Raw genomic sequence first — 17240 nt, 5'->3', positions numbered from 1 at the left:
GCGCGCCGGTCTCAGGCGACCGCGCTCAGCGTGTCGGCGAGCCGGCGGCGTGCCGCCCGGGCCGCCGGCAGGGCGGCGAGCCCCGCCGCGCCCAGTACGGCGGCCGCCCCGAACAGCGCCAGCAGCCAGGCCGAGGGCGACTGGGCGATGCCGGCGCCGATGCCGCTCGACCTGCCCTGGACGTCGATCAGCCAGTGCGCGAGCGGCAGTCCCAGGGCCGTACCGAGGAGGACGGCGGCGAGCGCGGTGCAGCCGGTCGAGGTCACCGTGATCGCGGTGATCTGGCGGGGTGACAACCCGATCGCCTTGAGCGCCAGCAGATCGCGCTCGCCCTCGCGGACGGCACCGCCGATCGCGGTCAGCAGTTCGACCAGCCCGATCAGGGCGAGCACGGCGATCAGTCCGAGGACCACTCCGCGCAGCGCGGAGAGCCCGTCGGCGGGGTTCGTCACGGTGTGCACGTCCAGCCGGCCCAGCCCGGCCGCGGTGAGCCGGCCGGCGACCTCGTGCGGGTCGGCGCCGGGGCGCAGGCGCAGCTGGTAGAGGCTCGGGCGCAGGCCGGGGTCGTTCTCGCGCAGGGTGTCCAGGGACGTGGAGACGACGCGTCCGGCGTTCTCCGGTTCGATGCTGCGGCCCACGATGTGCAGGATCTGCGGCTGGTCCCCGACGGTCATCCGCACCCAGTCGCCGACCCGTACGTCCAGCAGGTCGAGCAGCCCCTGCCCGGCCACCGCCTCGTCGGGTCCGCGCGCGGCGCGCCCCTCGGCCAGGGCGTACGGGTAGGGCTCGGCGCGGGTGCCGAGGCCCCGCAGGGCGATGGTCGCGGTCTGGCCGGGGACCAGCGCGGCGACCTCGACGCCCGGATAGGCGGCGGCGACCCCCGGGTCGCGGGCCAGCAGGGCACGGGCGTCCCGGTCGCCCAGGCCCGCGTCCGCGCGGACGGTCAGCGCGGCCGGCAGCCCGATCCGTTCCGGGCTTCGGTGGAACCGGTCGATGGTGGTCCACGCGCTCATCGCGACCACGATCAGCAGCAGCGGCAGGGCGAGCCGCGCCACGGTGCCCAGCGACCGCGGGCGCCGGGCGAACGCCTGGTGCCAGCCGAGCACCAGCGGGGGCGGCAGCCGCACCCCGAGCACCCGTCCGGCCAGCGCACGCCGCGCCACCGCGGACAGCCGGACCCCGGACGTCCCGCCCCGGACCGCGGCGAGGAGCCCGCGCACGGCGCCCGGCCGTCCGGCCCCCGGCGCGGCGGCCGCCGAGGCGGCGGTGCGCGGGCCGGGTCCCCGGCCCGGTGCCCCCGCGGCCCGCCCGCCCAGCGGCGCGGCGGGCAGCGGCAGCGGCACGGGCGGCACCCGGCCCGCCCGCCACGCGGCGAGCCCGGTGGTGGCCCCGATGAACAGCACCGCGGCCACCGGTACTGCGACGAGCGCCGCCGTGTGCCCGGGCAGCCCCTGCCACACGCCGACCGCGTCGCCGAGCCGCCCCGGTATCCGGCTGCCCAGGGCCTCGGTGAGGGCTGCGGCGGCGACGGCGCCCAGCACGGCGTACGCCAGATGCTGGAGGAGGAAGATCCGGACCACCTGTCCGGGGGTGAAGCCGATCGCCTTCAGCACGGAGATGTCCCGCAGGTGGCCGCGGATCCGGGTGCCGATCGCCCCGTGCACCGCGAGCCCGGCAGCGATCAGCGCGCCGAGCCCGAACAGCCCCAGCACCTGCCCGAGCAGCCGGTTGCCGCCCTGTGCCTCGGCGCGGGCCTGCTGCCAGGTGGACACCTCGCCGATCGCCCCCGCGCCCAGCACCGTCACGGCGCGCTGGACGGCGTACCCGGTGTCCCCGGGATCCGTCAGCCGCAGCCCGACGACCTGCGCGTCCGGGCTGGGCACCGCGGACGGCAGCGCCCAGACCAGGCCCGGCCGCTCGCCGGGGCGGTAGTGCGGCTCGGCGCTGTCGGCGACGCCCACCACGGTCAGCCTGCGGGCGGTGCCGGGCAGGGTCAGGGTGTCGCCGGGCCCGGCGAGCAGCGCGCCGGCGAGCCGGCTCTCCAGGACCACGCCGTCGGGTACGGCCGGGTCGAGCCAGCGCCCGGAGACGAGCAGCGGACGGCCCACGGACGGCACCTCGGCGGAGCCGGCGCGCAGCTCGACGGAGGCGCGGCTGCCGCGCGCGGCGACGGTGGCGGAGGCGGTGCGGTAGGGCCCGGCGACGGACTCGACGCCGTCCAGCCGGGCCAGGGCGCGCAGGTCGGCCGACTCGTCGGTGTGCAGCCACACATGGGCGCCGCGAGCCTGGGCGAACACCCGCTGCCAGGGGTTGGTGGCGTATCCGAACAGGGCCGTGGCCAGCAGCAGCGAGGCGACGACACCGGCGGTGGCGAGGACGAGGAACACCGCCTCGCCGCGGTGGGTGCGCAGATCGGAGTGCGCCCAGCGCAGGGTGGCTCGCACGGGCCCTCAGCCCCTCGGCCCGGACGTCGGGCGGCGGTCGTGTACCGGCATCTCAGTCCTTCAGCTCCAGCACACCGGATATCCCGGACCGGCGGGGCGCGGGGCCGCCGTCCAGTTCCGCGTCGTCGGCGATCCGTCCGTCGAAGAAGCTGATCACCCGGTCCGCGGCACTGGCCAGCCGGGCGTCGTGCGTCACCAGCAGGATCGTCTGGCCGCGCCGGTGGAAGCGGGACAGCAGCCGCATGACCTCGCGGGTGCCCTTGCTGTCGAGGCTGCCCGCGGGTTCGTCGGCGAGCAGCAGCGGCGGCTGGTTGACCAGGGCGCGGGCGAGCGCGACCCGCTGCTGCTCGCCGCCGGACAGCTCACCGGGCATGCTGCGCTCCTTGCCGGTGAGGCCCAGCTCGGCCAGCAGCTCCTCGCGTTCGGCGCGGGCCCGCCTGGGCGGCACCCCGGCGAGCAGCGCGGGCAGCTCGACGTTGTCGGCGACGGACAGGTTCGACACCAGGTTGAAGAACTGGAAGACGATCCCGATCCGCTTGCGCCGCTCCACCGCCCAGCGGGCCTCGCTCCAGGTGTCGGCGCACTCGCCGTCCAGCCAGATGCTGCCGCTGTCCGGCCGCTGGAGCCCGCCGAGCAGGTGCAGCAGGGTCGACTTGCCGGCGCCGGACGGCCCGGTGATCGCCACGAACTCGCCGCCCCGCACGGACAGGTCGACCCCGCGCACCGCACGGGCGGGCGCGCCCTCGCCGAGGTGCGTCTTCACCAGGGCCTCGGCGCGCAGCACGGGAGCGGAAACGTCGCTCATTCCAGCTCCTCCAGCTCTTCCTGGCACCTCTCCAGCCAGTCCAGGTCGGCCTGCAGGTGCAGCATCGCGCCCTCGATCAGCAGGTGCGCGATGCGGTTGTCCCGGTCTTCGGCGGCGGCCAGCTTCGACAGCTGCCGCATGGTGTTCAGGTACTGCCGCCGCTGCTTGTTGATCAGGGCGATCTGGTCGGCGATGCCGGTCTGCGGGGCGAGGGCCAGTTTCATGAAGAACTCGTCCCGCACCCGGGGCTCGTCCTCGGGCTCCTCGAACCAGGCGCGCAGTGCCTCCCGCCCGGCGTCGGTGAGGTGGTAGACCTTCTTGTTGGGCCGGCTGGACTGCGCGACGTCCTCGCCCTCGATGAGCCCCTGCTTCTCGAGGCGGCCGAGGGTGACGTAGATCTGGCCGACGTTCGGCTGAGGGTACGCGGACCCCAGCAGTTGCTCAAGGTCCTGCTTCAGCTCGTAGCCGTGGGCCGGGCCGCGCGCGAGGAGTGCCAGGAGGGGCAGGCGCACTCGTGCAGTCCTCCTGTCCTCACCCTGTGCGTAATGTGTTCCAGGCCCTAGTATCGCCCATACCTAACAGGTATACATGGCCTCTGACCCGGGCGAGGGCGCCCGTGGCCGGTGTACAGGGAGGAACCTATGCGGTGGACGCGTGCCGCGGGTAGGGGCCTTCTCGTCCTCGTGGTCCTCCTGACCGGCTACGTCACGTCCGGCGCGCAGGCGCGGGAGGGGCAGGGCGGCGGCGGGCGCGGTCCGCTCACCCTGGCCACCGCGGGCGATCTCACCGGCTATCTGGGCCCCCTGCTGGACGGCTGGAACCGCGCCCACCCCGGTGAGCGGGTCACCCTCGTGGAACTGCCCGACTCGGCGGACGAGACCCGCGCCCAGATGGCCACCGACCTGCGGGCCGGCGGCGGCGGCCGGTTCGACGTCCTCAACATCGACGTCAACTGGACCCCGGAGTTCGCCGCGGCGGGCTGGATCCGCCCCCTGCCGCGTGAGCGGTTCGCGCTGGGGAGCTTCCTGCGGCCCGTCGTCGGCACCGCGACCTACGACGGGCGGCTGTACGCCGTCCCGTACGTCACCAACGCCGGGCTGCTCCTCTACCGCAAGGACGTCCTGGCCGCCGAGGGCGTCCCGCCGCCGCGCACCTGGGCCGAGCTGGAGCACCAGGCCGAGACCATCGCGCCCCGGCACGGGCTCGGCGGCTACGCCGGACAGTTCCTGCCGTACGAGGGCCTGACCGTCAACGCGGCCGAGGCCGTCTACTCGGCGGGCGGCACGATCCTCGGCGACGAGGGCGAGCGGGTCACCGTGGACTCGGCGGCGGCCCGCGAGGGCATCGGGTTCCTGGCGCGCGGGGTACGCGAGGGCTGGATCCCGAGGGCGGCGCTGGGCTACAAGGAGGAGGAGTCCAAGCAGGCCTTCCAGGACGGCCGGCTGCTCTTCCTGCGCAACTGGCCGTACGCGTACGCCGTCGCCTCCGGGGAGGGCTCGAAGGTCGCCGGGAGGATCGGCGCCGTGCCGCTGCCGGGACCGGACGGACCGGGCACCAGTGTGCTCGGCGGCTCCAACCTGGCCGTGAGCAGCCGTGCCCGCCACCCCGACTCGGCCGCGCGCCTGATCGCGTACCTCACCAGCGAGTCCGTGCAGCGCCAGGTGCTCACGCGGGGCGCGCTGCCGCCGGTGCGGGCCGCGCTCTACGACGATCCCGCCCTCGTGCGGGCCTTCCCCTACCTGCCGACCCTGCGCGAGAGCGTGCTCAGGGCCGCGCCGCGCCCCAAGAGCCCGCACTACGACCAGGTCAGCCTGGTGGTGCAGGCCGCCGTGCAGGACGCGCTGACCGGGCGGCAGACGCCCGGGGCCGCGGTGCGCAGGCTGGCACGGGAGCTGGCGGCCGTCTCCAGCCACTAGTTACTTGTTAGGTAACGGCGATATCTCAACTGGCTTCGGCATGCCCGCATTCGTCCCGATTTGACGCCCCAACTGGTCAGTATCTTCCGTTCTCTTCGTTGACACCCCTCCGACACGCCTACCTAACATGCATGCATGTTGAGTAAGTACCACTGGTGGCGGGACGCGGTGATCTACCAGGTCTACGTCCGCAGCTTCCTGGACAGCACCGGCGACGGAGTCGGCGATCTCGCGGGCGTCCGCGCCGGGCTGCCGTACCTGAAGAAGCTCGGCGTCGACGGGATCTGGCTGAGCCCGTTCTACCCCTCCCCGCAGGCCGACCACGGCTACGATGTGGCCGACTACTGCGACGTCGACCCGCTCTTCGGCGACCTCGCCGAGTTCGACGGGCTGGTGGCCGCCGCGCACCGGCTCGGCATCAAGGTGCTCCTCGACATCGTCCCCAACCACTGCTCCAGCGCCCACCCGTGGTTCCGCGAGGCGCTGGCCGCCCCGCCGGGCAGCGCGGCCCGCGCCCGCTTCCACTTCGCCGACGGACGCGGCCCCGGCGGCAGCGAGCCCCCCAACAACTGGCACGCCATGTTCGGCGGCCCCGCCTGGAGCCGGGTCACCGAGGCGGACGGCCGCCCCGGCCAGTGGTACCTGCACATGTTCACGCCCGAGCAGCCCGACTGGAACTGGCGCAACCCCGAGATACCCGCCGAGTTCGACCGGATCCTGCGCTTCTGGCTCGACCGGGGCGTCGACGGCTTCCGCATCGACGTCGCCGCCGGCCTCTACAAGCACCCGGAGCTGCCCGACTCCGACGACCCCGAGGCCGACGCCCGCACCCGCGACTCGGTCAACCCGCTCGCCTGGAACCGGCCCGAGGTGCACGACGTGTGGCGGCACTGGCGGTCCGTGTGCGACGAGTACGCCGCCCGCGACGGCCGCGAACGCCTGCTGGTCGGCGAGGTGTCCGTCCCCACCGCCCGCGAGCACGCCCAGTACGTCCGACCCGACGAACTCCACCAGGCCTTCTTCTTCGACCTGCTCGGCGCCCCCTGGGACCCCGACGCCTTCCGCAAGGTCATCTCCGAGGCCATGGACGACATCGCCGGCACCGGCTCCACGGTCACCTGGGTCCTCAACAACCACGACCAGGTCCGCACCGTCACCCGCTACGGCGAACCCGCCCCCGGCGGCAGCGGCCTCGGCGCCGCCCGCGCCCGCGCCGCCGCCCTGCTGATGCTGGCCCTCCCCGGCGCCGCCTACATCTACCAGGGCGAGGAACTGGGCCTGCCCGAGGTCGTCGACCTGCCCGACGACGTGCTCACCGACCCCATCTTCCGCCGCACCGGCAGCCGCGCCCGCATCCGCGACGGCTGCCGGGTGCCCCTGCCGTGGTCCGGACAGGCCTCGCCGTTCGGCTTCACCTCCGGCGCCGAGAGCGCCAAGCCGTGGCTGCCGCAGCCCGACTACTTCGCCGAGTACGCCACCGAGCGGGCCCTCGCCGACACCCGCTCCTTCTGGCACCTGTACCGCGACGGCCTCCAGCTGCGCGCCGCCCTGCCCCAGCTCGGCGAGGGCACCCTGCGCTGGCTGGACTCCCCGCCCGGCGTGCTGGCCTTCGTCCGCGGCGACGGCCTGGTCTGCGCGGTCAACTTCGGCACCGCCCCCGTACCCGCGCCGGTCCCCGGCACCCCGCTGCTGTCCAGCGGCCCCTGCCCGCCCGGGAGCCTGCCCGGCTCGACGGCGGCCTGGTGGGTCGCCGACAGCTGAGCCCCGTCCACGTCACCTCCCACCCATCGAAGGGACATCAACGATGATGCGACGACGTACCACCCTGCTCACCACCTGCACCGCCCTCGCCCTGGCGCTCGGCGCGACCGCCTGCGGCGGCGGGCCCGTCAGCGCGGGCGGCGGCGACCAGGCGCTGAGCGGCCAGACGGTCACCGTGGCCGGTGTCTGGTCCGGCACCGAGCAGAAGAACTTCCAGAAGGTGCTGGACGCCTTCACCGAGAAGACCGGCGCCGGCACCCGGTTCGTGTCCACCGGCGACAACGTCTCCACCGTCGTCGGCAGCAAGATCGAGGGCGGCAACGCTCCCGACGTCGTGATGGTCCCGCAGGTCGGCGTCCTGAAGCAGTTCGCCGAACAGGGCTGGCTCAAGCCGCTGTCGAAGAAGACCGAGCAGTCCGTCGACGCGGGCCTCGCCCCCGTGTGGAAGGAGTACGGCAGCGTCGACGGCACGCTGTACGGCCTCTACTTCAAGGCGGCCCACAAGTCGACCGTCTGGTACAGCCCCGACGCCCTCGCCCAGGCGGGCGTGAAGCCGCCGAAGACGTACGACGAGATGCTGAAGGCCGGACGGACCGTCTCCGACTCCGGGCTCGCCGCCTTCTCGGTCGCCGGACAGGACGGCTGGACCCTCACCGACTGGTTCGAGAACGTCTACCTGTCCCAGGCCGGGCCCGAGAAGTACGACGCCCTCGCCGCGCACGAGCTGAAGTGGACGGACGCCTCCGTCGTCGAGGCCCTCACCACGCTCGGCAAGCTCTTCAAGGACAGGCAGCTCATCGCGGGCGGCCAGAAGGGCGCCCTGAACACCGACTTCCCCGGCTCGGTGGAGAAGGTGTTCGGACCGCAGCCCGAGGCGGGCATGGTCTACGAGGGCGACTTCGTGGCCGGCGTCGCCAAGGACCAGTTCGGCAGGACGATCGGCGAGGACGCGGACTTCTTCCCCTTCCCCGCGGTCGGCGGCGGCAAGGCGCCCGTGGTCAGCGGCGGCGACGCGGCGGTCGTCCTGAAGGACGGCAAGAACCAGAAGGCCGCCATGGCGCTCGTGGAGTACCTCGCGACCCCCGAGGCCGCGGCCGTGTGGGCCGAGGCCGGCGGCTTCCTCTCGCCGAACAGGAAGCTCGACCTCGCCGCCTACGGCGACGACGTCACCCGGGCCACCGCCAAGTCCCTCGTCGCCGCCGGGGACTCGGTCCGCTTCGACATGTCCGACCAGGCCCCCGCGGCCTTCGGCGGCACCAAGGGCACCGGCGAGTGGAAGATCCTCCAGGACTTCCTGCGCGACCCGTCGGACCCGAAGGCCACCGCGGCGCAGCTCGAAGCCGCGGCCGCCAAGGCGTACCGGGGCTGACATGACCGCCACCCTCGTGAAAGAGGCGAGCCGTCCGGCCGCCGCGTCCGCCGGCGTCCGCCGGCGCCCGCGGCGCCGGGGCCGGGTCGTCGCCCTGCTCTTCGTCCTCCCCGCGCTGCTCCTGCTGGGCGCCCTCGTCGTCTACCCGGTGCTGTTCTCGGTCGGCCGCAGCTTCTTCGACGCCTCCGGGAACCGGTTCGTCGGCGGCGAGAACTACACCGAGATGTTCCGCGACCCCGCCACCCTCAAGGCCGTCCGCAACACGGCCATCTGGGTCGTCGTCGCGCCGACCCTGCTGACCGGCCTCGGTCTGATCCTCGCCGTGCTGGTGGAGAAGGTCCGCTGGGCCACCGCCTTCAAGCTGCTGCTCTTCATGCCGATGGCGGTCTCCTTCCTCGCCGCCGGCATCATCTTCCGGCTCGCCTACGACGAGGACCCCGACAAGGGCGTGCTCAACGCCGCCGTGGTCTCCGTCCACGACGCCTTCACCGGCACCTCCACCTACCCGACGGCCCGGGCCCGCGACGGCCAGGGCCTGACGAAGGAACCCGACGGCGCCTACCGCACCACCGCGGCCCTGACTCCGGGGGACACGGTGACGCTGGGCCTGGTCGGCGTCCAGCCGAAGGACCTGCCCGACGGCGCCGAACCCGCCCACGCCGCGGCCGGCCGCACCTCCGGCCCCGGCGAACTGAGCGGCGTCGTCTACCTCGACTTCACGCCCGGCGGGGGAGGGGAGCAGGGCCAGGTCGACCGGCGCGAGAGCGGACTGCCGGACATGCGGGTCGAGGCGGTGCGCGACGGCGAGGTGGTCGCCTCCACGACCACGGCGCCCGACGGCTCGTTCCGCTTCGACGGCCTGCCCGACGGCTCGTACACCGTCGCACTGCCCGCCGCGAACTTCGCCCCGCCCTACGAGGGCGTCTCCTGGCTCGGCCCGGCCCTCGTCACCCCCGCGATCATCGGGGCGTACCTGTGGATCTGGACCGGCTTCGCGATGGTGCTGATCGGCGCGGGCCTGTCGACGCTGCCCCGGGACGCCCTGGAGGCGGCGCGGATGGACGGCGCCAACGAGTGGCAGATCTTCCGCCGGATCACGGTCCCGCTGCTCGCCCCCGTGCTCACGGTCGTCTTCGTGACCCTGGTCATCAACGTGATGAAGGTGTTCGACCTCGTCTACATCATCGCGCCCGGCCCCGTGCAGGAGGACGCGACCGTGCTCGCCACACAGATGTGGCTGGTGTCGTTCGGCGGCGGCAACAACCAGGGCCTCGGCAGCGCGCTCGGCGTCCTGCTCCTGCTGCTGGTCGTCCCGGCGATGGTCTTCAACGTCCGCCGTTTCCGAAGGAGTCAGCGATGAACGCGATCCGGCGCGGACTGGGCAACGGGCTCGTCCAGGCCTTCCTCGTGGTGACCGGCCTCGTCTGGATGACCCCGCTCGCCGGGCTGTTCCTCTCCTCCCTGCGGTCCGCAGAGGACACCGCGACGGGCGGCTGGTGGACCGTCTTCACCAGCCCCGGCCAGCTCTCCTTCGACAACTACGCCGCCCTGCTGGACAACGCGGGCATCACCCGGGCCTTCTGGAACACGGTGCTGATCTCGGTCCCCGCGACCGTCCTGGTCGTGGTGATCGCCGCACTCGCCGGCTACGCCTTCGCCTGGCTGGACTTCCCGCTGCGCGAACCGCTGTTCCTGCTCGTGGTGGCCCTGCTGGTGGTCCCCGTCCAGATCGGCCTGCTCCCGGTCGCCAAACTCTTCGGCCAGCTCGGCCTGTTCGGCACGATCCCCGGCGTGGTCCTCTTCCACGTGGCCTACGGCCTGCCGTTCGCGGTGTTCCTGCTGCGCAACTACTTCGCCGAGATCCCGAAGGAGATGCTGGAGGCCGCCCGCATGGACGGCGGCAGCGAGTGGCGCATCTTCACCCGCCTCGTCCTGCCCGTCGGCCGCCCGGCCATCGCCAGCCTCGCCATCTTCCAGTTCCTCTGGGTGTGGAACGACATGCTGGTCGCCCTGCTGTTCGCCGACAGCACCGCCCAGCCGCTGACCGTGGAACTCCAGTCGCAGATCCGCCAGTTCGGCAGCAACATCGACGTCCTGGCCCCCGGCGCGTTCCTCTCCCTGGTGGTCCCGGTGGCGGTGTTCTTCGCCTTCCAGCGGCACTTCGTGCAGGGGGTGATGGCCGGCTCGGTCAAATAGCCCTGCGGCGAAGGGGCGGCGGAGAACCCGGTTTTCCGCCGCCCCTTCGCGTGCCTGTGCCCACCCGCCTACGGCGTCGCCGGCGGGTACAGCGAGCGGGGCAGCTGGGAGGCCGCCGCCGTGTCCAGCAGCCACAGGGTGCGGGAGCGGCCCCGGGCGCCCGCTGCCGGGGCCTGGATCTCGCCCGCGCCCGACAGGGCGATCGCCGCGGCGTTCGCCTTGTCCTCGCCGGCCGCCAGCAGCCACACCTCACGGGCCGCCCGGATCGCGGGCAGGGTGAGGGTGACCCGGGTGGGCGGCGGCTTGGGCGCGCCGCGCACGCCGACCACCGTGCGCTCGGTCTCGCGCACCGCGGGCAGCTCCGGGAAGAGCGACGCCACGTGCGTGTCCGGGCCGACGCCCAGCATCAGCACGTCGAACGCGGGCACCGCGCCGCGGTTCTCCGGCCCCGCCGCACGGCCCAGCTCCTTGGCGTACGCGGCGGCCGCCGCCTCCACGTCGGTGCCGTGCGGCCCGTCCGAGGCGGGCATGGCGTGCACCCGCTCCGGATCCAGCGGGACGGAGTCCAGCAGGGCCGCACGGGCCTGGGTGACATTGCGGTCCGGGTCGCCCTCGGGCAGGAACCGCTCGTCACCCCACCACAGGTCGAGCCGGGCCCAGTCGATCGCGTCCCGCGCGGGCGCGGCGGCCAGCGCGGCGAGCAGCCCGTTGCCGTTGCGGCCGCCGGTGAGCACGATCGACGCGGAACCGCGCGACGCCTGCGCGTCCACGATCTTCGTGATCAGCCGGGCCGCCGCGGCCTGGGCCATCAGTTCCTTGTCGCGGTGCACGACGAGCTGCGGAGTGCTCACTTCGCCGCCGCCTTCTTCGCCGGGGCCTTGCGGGCGGCCTTCTTCGCGGGGGCCTTCGCGGCCTCCTCGACCGGCTCCGCGACCGCGACGGGGTCCTCGGTCGCGACCGGGTCCGGCACGGCCTCCGGCTCCGGCCGCGCGGGCCCGGCGTTCAGCCGCTCCACCCCGTACCGCAGTGCCGAGGCGTAGGTGTCGTCCGGGTCCAGCCGGCGCAGCTCCTCCGCGATCAGCTCGGCCGTGTCCCGCCGCTTGAGCGCCACCGCCCGGTCCGGCTGGCCCTGGATGGACAGCGTCGCCAGCGAGCCGTCGGCGCGGTCCAGCACGATCGGGCCGCAGTCGGTGTCCATCCGGACCGCGGTCAGGCCGGGGCCGGCGGACACCGAGCGCCGCACGGGCACGTCCAGCCGGTCCGCGAGCCACATGGCGAGCAGCTCACAGCTGGGGTTGAACTCCTCGCCCTCGACCTCGACGCCCCGCACCCGGCACACGACCTGGTCCAGGGCCGCGGCCAGCATCGAGCGCCAGGGCGTGATGCGGGTCCACGACAGGTCGGTGTCGCCGGGGGTGTAGGAGCCCGCGCGGGCGGCCAGGTCCCGTACCGGTTCCTCGGCCGCGTAGGTGTCGGTGACCCGGCGCTGGGCCAGCGCGCCCAGCGGGTCGTTCGCCGGGTCCAGCGGCGCGTCGACCGGCCACCAGACGACCACGGGGGCGTCCGGCAGCAGCAGCGGCAGCACCACCGACTGGGCCTGGTCGACCACCTCGCCGTACAGCCGCAGCACCACCGTCTCGCCGGTGCCCGCGTCCGCCCCGACCCGCACCTCGGCGTCGAGGCGGGACTTGGTGCGGTCCCGGGGGGTGCGCGAGACGCGCTTGACGACCACGAGGGTGCGCGAGGGGTGCTCGCGCGAGGCGTCGTTGGCGGCCTTCAGGGCGTCGTACGCGTTCTCCTCGTCCGTGACGATGACCAGCGTGAGCACCATGCCGACGGCCGGGGTGCCGATGGCCCGGCGCCCCTGCACCAGCGCCTTGTTGATCTTACTGGCCGTGGTGTCCGTGAGGTCTATCTTCATGGCCGGCGCCAGCTCCGTCCGTCTCGCTCCAGCATCTCGTCCGCCTCGACCGGACCCCAGGTGCCGGCCGGGTACCGGGCCGGCTTGCCGTTCTGGTCCCAGTACTCCTCGATCGGGTCGAGGATCTTCCAGGACAGCTCGACCTCCTCGGTGCGCGGGAAGAGGTTCGAGTCGCCGAGCAGCACGTCCAGGATCAGCCGCTCGTACGCCTCCGGGCTGGACTCGGTGAAGGACTCGCCGTACGCGAAGTCCATCGACACGTCCCGGATCTCCATCGACGTGCCCGGCACCTTGGAACCGAACCGGACCGTGACGCCCTCGTCGGGCTGGACGCGGATGACGATCGCGTTCGAGCCCAGCTCCTCCGTCGCCGTGGTGTCGAAGGGGGAGTGCGGGGCGCGCTGGAAGACCACCGCGATCTCCGTGACGCGGCGGCCCAGCCGCTTGCCGGTGCGCAGGTAGAAGGGGACGCCCGCCCAGCGGCGGTTGTCGATGCCCAGCTTGATCGCGGCGTAGGTGTCGGTCTTGGAGTCGGGGCTGATCCCTTCCTCCTCCAGGTAGCCGATGACCTTCGCGCCGCCCTGCCAGCCCGCCGAGTACTGGGCGCGGACGGTGTCGCGGCCCAGGTCCTTCGGCAGCCGCACCGCGCCGAGCACCTTGGTCTTCTCCGCGGCCAGCGCGTCGGCGTCGAAGGAGGCGGGCTCCTCCATCGCGGTCAGCGCGAGCAGCTGGAGCAGGTGGTTCTGGATGACGTCCCGGGCGGCGCCGATGCCGTCGTAGTACCCGGCCCGGCCGCCGATGCCGATGTCCTCGGCCATGGTGATCTGCACGTGGTCCACGAAGGACCGGTTCCAGATCGGCTCGAACATCGTGTTGGCGAAGCGCAGCGCCAGGATGTTCTGGACGGTCTCCTTGCCCAGGTAGTGGTCGATGCGGAAGACCTGGTCCGGGGCGAAGACCTCGTGGACGACCTTGTTCAGCTCCTCGGCCGACCTCAGGTCGTGGCCGAACGGCTTCTCGATGACCGCGCGCCGCCAGGAGCCGCCGGTCTGGTCCGCGAGGCCGTGCTTCTTCAGCTGCTGGATGACCACCGGGAAGGACCGCGGCGGCACGGACAGGTAGAAGGCGAAGTTGCCGCCGGTGCCCTGTGCCTTGTCCAGCTCCTCGATGGTGGCGCGCAGCTTCTCGAACGCCTCGTCGTCGTCGAAGGTGCCCTGGACGAACCGCATGCCCTGGATGAGCTGCTGCCAGACCTCCTCGCGGAAGGGGGTGCGGGCGTGTTCCTTGACGGCGTCGTGGACTTCCTGCGCGAAGTCCTCGTGCTGCCACTCGCGGCGGGCGAAGCCGACCAGTGAGAAGCCCGGCGGCAGCAGACCCCGGTTGGCGAGGTCGTAGACGGCCGGCATCAGCTTCTTGCGCGACAGATCCCCCGTGACGCCGAAGATGACCAGGCCCGACGGCCCCGCGATACGCGGGAGCCGCCGGTCTGCGGGGTCACGGAGCGGATTCGCTCCAGTGACGGAGGGAGACAAGGGCTCAGCCCTCCGCGGGGGCGAGGCGCTTCAGCTCGGCCTCGGTCGACTTCAGCAGGTCGTTCCAGGACGCCTCGAACTTGTCGACGCCCTCGTCCTCCAGGAGCTGCACCACGTCGTCGTACTTGATCCCGAGCTTCTCGACGGCGTCGAGGTCGGCGCGGGCCTGCTCGTACGTGCCGGCGATGGTGTTGCCGGTGATCTCACCCGACTCCTCGGTGGCCAGCAGGGTGGCCTCCGGCATGGTGTTCACCGTGTTGGGCGCGACCAGCTCGTCGACGTACAGCGTGGACTTGTACGCCTTGTCCTTCACACCGGTGGAGGCCCACAGCGGACGCTGCTTGTTGGCGCCCGCCTTCTCCAGCGCGCTCCAGCGGTCCGAGGAGAAGACCTCCTCGTACGCCTGGTAGGCGAGCCGGGCGTTGGCGAGGGCGGCCTTGCCGCGCAGCGCCTTGGCCTCGTCGGTGCCGAGCGCGTCGATCCGCTTGTCGATCTCGGTGTCCACGCGGGACACGAAGAAGGACGCCACGGAGTGGATCTGCGAGAGGTCGAGACCCCTCTCCTTCGCCTTCTCCAGGCCGGAGAGGTAGGCGTCCATCACCTTGCGGTAGCGCTCCAGCGAGAAGATCAGCGTGACGTTGACGCTGATCCCGTTGCCGATGACCTCGGTGATCGCGGGCAGGCCCGCCTCGGTCGCCGGGATCTTGATCAGCGTGTTCGGGCGGTCCACCAGCCAGGCCAGCTGCTTGGCCTCGGCGACCGTCGCCTTGGTGTCGTGCGCGAGGCGCGGGTCGACCTCGATCGACACCCGGCCGTCCTGGCCGCCGGTCGCGTCGTAGACCGGGCGCAGGATGTCGGCGGCGTCACGGACGTCCGCCGTCGTGATCATGCGGATGGCCTCTTCGACCGTCACCCTGCGGGCGGCGAGGTCGGACAGCTGCTGGTCGTAGCCGTCGCCCTCGGAGATCGCCTTCTGGAAGATCGTCGGGTTGGTGGTGACGCCCACGACGTGCTGCTGGTCGATCAGCTCGGCGAGGTTGCCCGAGGTGATCCGCTTGCGCGACAGGTCGTCCAGCCAGATCGCGACGCCTTCCTCGGAGAGGCGCTTCAGTGCGTCTGTCATGGAAAATGCATCTCCTACGTGTCGTATATGAGCGTCAGCGCTGGGCGGCGTCGAGCGATTCCCGGGCCTTGGCGGCCACGTTCTCCGCGGTGAAGCCGAACTCGCGGAACAGCACCTTGCCGTCGGCCGAGGCACCGAAGTGCTCCAGGGACACGATCCGGCCGGCGTCCCCGACGTACTTGTGCCAGGTGAGACCGATGCCGGCCTCGACGGCGACGCGCGCCTTCACGTGCGGCGGCAGGACGCTGTCCCGGTACCCCTGGTCCTGCTGTTCGAACCACTCGACGGACGGCATCGACACCACGCGGGTCGGCACACCGTCGGCCTGGAGCGCCTCGCGCGCCTCGACGGCCACGTGCACCTCGGAGCCGGTGGCGATCAGGATCACCTGCGGCTCACCGCCCTCGGCCTCGAACAGGACGTAGCCGCCCTTGGCGGCGTCCTCGTTGGGCTCGTAGGTCGGCACGCCCTGCCGGGTGAGGGCGAGGCCGTGCGGCTGGCCCTTGCCGAACTCCTTGGTCCAGCGCCGGAGGATCTCGCGCCAGGCGACGGCGGTCTCGTTGGCGTCGGCCGGGCGGACCACGTTCAGGCCCGGGATGGCGCGCAGCGCGGCCAGGTGCTCGACCGGCTGGTGGGTCGGGCCGTCCTCGCCGAGACCGATGGAGTCGTGCGTCCACACGTACGTCACCGGCAGGTGCATCAGGGCCGACAGCCGCACCGCGTTGCGCATGTAGTCGGAGAACACCAGGAAGGTGCCGCCGTAGACGCGGGTGTTGCCGTGCAGGGCGATGCCGTTCATCTCCGCGGCCATGGCGTGCTCGCGGATGCCGAAGTGGACGGTACGGCCGTACGGGTCCGCCTCGGGCAGCGGGTTGCCCTCGGGCAGGAAGGACGACGTCTTGTCGATCGTCGTGTTGTTCGAACCGGCCAGGTCGGCGGAGCCGCCCCACAGCTCGGGGATGACCTCGCCCAGCGCCTGGAGGACCTTGCCGGAGGCGGCACGGGTGGCGACGCCCTTGCCGGGCTCGAAGACCGGGATCTTCTCCTCCCAGCCGGCCGGCAGCTCGCCCTTGGCGATGCGGTCGTACTCGGCCGCGCGTTCCGGGTTGGCCTCGCGCCACTCCTGGAACGACTTCTCCCACTCGGCCTTGGCCTGGCGGCCCCGCTCCAGCGCCCCCCGGGTGTGCTCGATGACCTCGTCGGCGACCTCGAAGGTCCGCTCCGGGTCGAAGCCGAGGACGCGCTTGGTGGCCGCGACCTCCTCGTCGCCCAGCGCCGAGCCGTGCGCGGCCTCGGTGTTCTGCGCGTTCGGCGCGGGCCAGGCGATGATCGAGCGCATCGCGATGAAGGACGGCCGGTCCGTGACCTTCTTGGCCTCCTGGACGGCTGCGTAGATCGCCTGCGGGTCCAGGTCGCCGTCGGCCTTCGGCGCCACGCGCTGGACGTGCCAGCCGTAGGCCTCGTAGCGCTTGACGGTGTCCTCGGAGACGGCCGTCTCGGTGTCGCCCTCGATCGAGATGTGGTTGTCGTCCCACAGCAGGATCAGGTTGCCCAGCTTCTGGTGGCCGGCGAGCGAGGACGCCTCGGCGGAGATGCCCTCCTGGAGGCAGCCGTCACCGGCGATGCAGTAGACGTAGTGGTCGAAGGGGGACTCCCCGGCGGGGGCCTCCGGGTCGAACAGACCGCGCTCGTAGCGGGCGGCCATGGCCATGCCGACGGCGTTGGCGACACCCTGGCCCAGCGGGCCGGTGGTGGTCTCCACACCCGTCGTGTGGCCGTACTCGGGGTGACCGGGGGTCTTGGAGCCCCAGGTGCGGAAGGCCTTCAGGTCGTCCAGCTCCAGGCCGAAGCCGGCCAGGTACAGCTGGGTGTACAGGGTCAGGGACGAGTGGCCCGCGGACAGCACGAACCGGTCGCGGGCGACCCACTCGGCGTCCGCCGGGTCATGCCGCATCACCTTCTGGAAGAGGGTGTAGGCGGCGGGCGCCAGGCTCATCGCCGTACCCGGATGGCCGTTGCCAACCTTCTGTACGGCGTCGGCGGCCAGGACGCGGGCGGTGTCCACGGCCCGCTGGTCCAGCTCGGTCCACTCGAGGTCTGTGGTGGTCGGCTTGGTGCTCACCCTGGGTCAGGGCTCCTCTCCACATGTCGAATGCCGGTGTGGGCGTACACC

Annotated in this window: 13 protein-coding genes; 5 read left to right on the top strand and 8 right to left on the bottom strand. The window is 72.7% G+C overall.

Going from position 1 to position 17240, the window contains the following annotated elements; translation table 11 throughout:
- Positions 1-11 precede the first annotated feature (11 nt).
- The 3 genes from SGLAU_RS08590 to SGLAU_RS08580 are packed head-to-tail and all read right to left on the bottom strand — an operon-like array spanning position 12 to position 3761.
- On the bottom strand, positions 12-2444 hold the full coding sequence (locus SGLAU_RS08590; protein WP_043499830.1) for an ABC transporter permease: 2433 nt from the start codon (positions 2442-2444) through the stop codon (positions 12-14).
- A 52-nt stretch (positions 2445-2496) separates the two neighbouring features.
- Entirely contained in the window at positions 2497-3249 is a 753-nt protein-coding gene (locus SGLAU_RS08585; protein ID WP_043499829.1) for an ABC transporter ATP-binding protein, read from the bottom strand.
- Positions 3246-3761, bottom strand: coding sequence for a PadR family transcriptional regulator (locus SGLAU_RS08580; protein ID WP_043499827.1), 516 nt, complete (start codon positions 3759-3761; stop codon positions 3246-3248). The genes SGLAU_RS08585 and SGLAU_RS08580 overlap by 4 nt, the downstream gene beginning before the upstream one ends.
- Before the next feature lie 129 nt (positions 3762-3890).
- On the opposite strand from SGLAU_RS08580, the gene SGLAU_RS08575 reads away from it, so the two are divergent.
- The 5 genes from SGLAU_RS08575 to SGLAU_RS08555 all read left to right on the top strand — a co-directional run bounded on the left by SGLAU_RS08575 (position 3891) and on the right by SGLAU_RS08555 (position 10491).
- Positions 3891-5165, top strand: coding sequence for an ABC transporter substrate-binding protein (locus SGLAU_RS08575; protein ID WP_043499825.1), 1275 nt, complete (start codon positions 3891-3893; stop codon positions 5163-5165).
- 135 nt (positions 5166-5300) lie between these two features.
- On the top strand, positions 5301-6926 hold the full coding sequence (locus SGLAU_RS08570) for a glycoside hydrolase family 13 protein (protein ID WP_208868896.1): 1626 nt from the start codon (positions 5301-5303) through the stop codon (positions 6924-6926).
- Between the two features lie 43 nt (positions 6927-6969).
- The gene (locus SGLAU_RS08565) at positions 6970-8295 is read left to right on the top strand and encodes an ABC transporter substrate-binding protein (RefSeq protein ID WP_043499824.1); all 1326 of its coding nucleotides are present in this window, start codon (positions 6970-6972) and stop codon (positions 8293-8295) included.
- A gap of 1 nt (position 8296) precedes the next feature.
- Positions 8297-9655, top strand: coding sequence for an ABC transporter permease subunit (locus SGLAU_RS08560; RefSeq protein WP_043499822.1), 1359 nt, complete (start codon positions 8297-8299; stop codon positions 9653-9655).
- Complete coding sequence (locus SGLAU_RS08555) at positions 9652-10491, top strand: carbohydrate ABC transporter permease (protein WP_043499820.1); 840 nt, start codon at positions 9652-9654, stop codon at positions 10489-10491. The genes SGLAU_RS08560 and SGLAU_RS08555 overlap by 4 nt, the downstream gene beginning before the upstream one ends.
- Before the next feature lie 68 nt (positions 10492-10559).
- On the opposite strand, the gene pgl is transcribed toward SGLAU_RS08555, so the two are convergent.
- Genes pgl through tkt form a run of 5 tightly spaced genes read right to left on the bottom strand, consistent with a single transcriptional unit; the run spans position 10560 to position 17189 of the window.
- The gene (pgl, locus tag SGLAU_RS08550) at positions 10560-11342 is read right to left on the bottom strand and encodes a 6-phosphogluconolactonase (RefSeq protein WP_043499819.1); all 783 of its coding nucleotides are present in this window, start codon (positions 11340-11342) and stop codon (positions 10560-10562) included.
- Entirely contained in the window at positions 11339-12412 is a 1074-nt protein-coding gene (opcA, locus tag SGLAU_RS08545) for a glucose-6-phosphate dehydrogenase assembly protein OpcA (RefSeq protein ID WP_043499816.1), read from the bottom strand. The genes pgl and opcA overlap by 4 nt, the downstream gene beginning before the upstream one ends.
- Complete coding sequence (gene zwf, locus SGLAU_RS08540; RefSeq protein ID WP_043499814.1) at positions 12409-13944, bottom strand: glucose-6-phosphate dehydrogenase; 1536 nt, start codon at positions 13942-13944, stop codon at positions 12409-12411. Before zwf ends, opcA begins: the two co-directional genes overlap by 4 nt.
- A gap of 4 nt (positions 13945-13948) precedes the next feature.
- Entirely contained in the window at positions 13949-15067 is a 1119-nt protein-coding gene (gene tal, locus SGLAU_RS08535) for a transaldolase (protein WP_043499812.1), read from the bottom strand.
- Between the two features lie 34 nt (positions 15068-15101).
- Positions 15102-17189 carry a transketolase gene (gene tkt / locus SGLAU_RS08530; protein WP_043499811.1) on the bottom strand — a complete coding sequence of 696 codons (2088 nt, stop codon included), beginning with the start codon at positions 17187-17189 and terminating at the stop codon, positions 15102-15104.
- Between the last annotated feature and the right edge of the window lie 51 nt (positions 17190-17240).

This window comes from Streptomyces glaucescens, assembly GCF_000761215.1.
In the GTDB taxonomy this organism is placed as follows: Bacteria; Actinomycetota; Actinomycetes; order Streptomycetales; family Streptomycetaceae; genus Streptomyces; species Streptomyces glaucescens_B.
The sequence above is the reverse complement of the archived record's forward strand: the minus strand, read 5'-3'. Positions and strand labels throughout refer to the sequence as shown.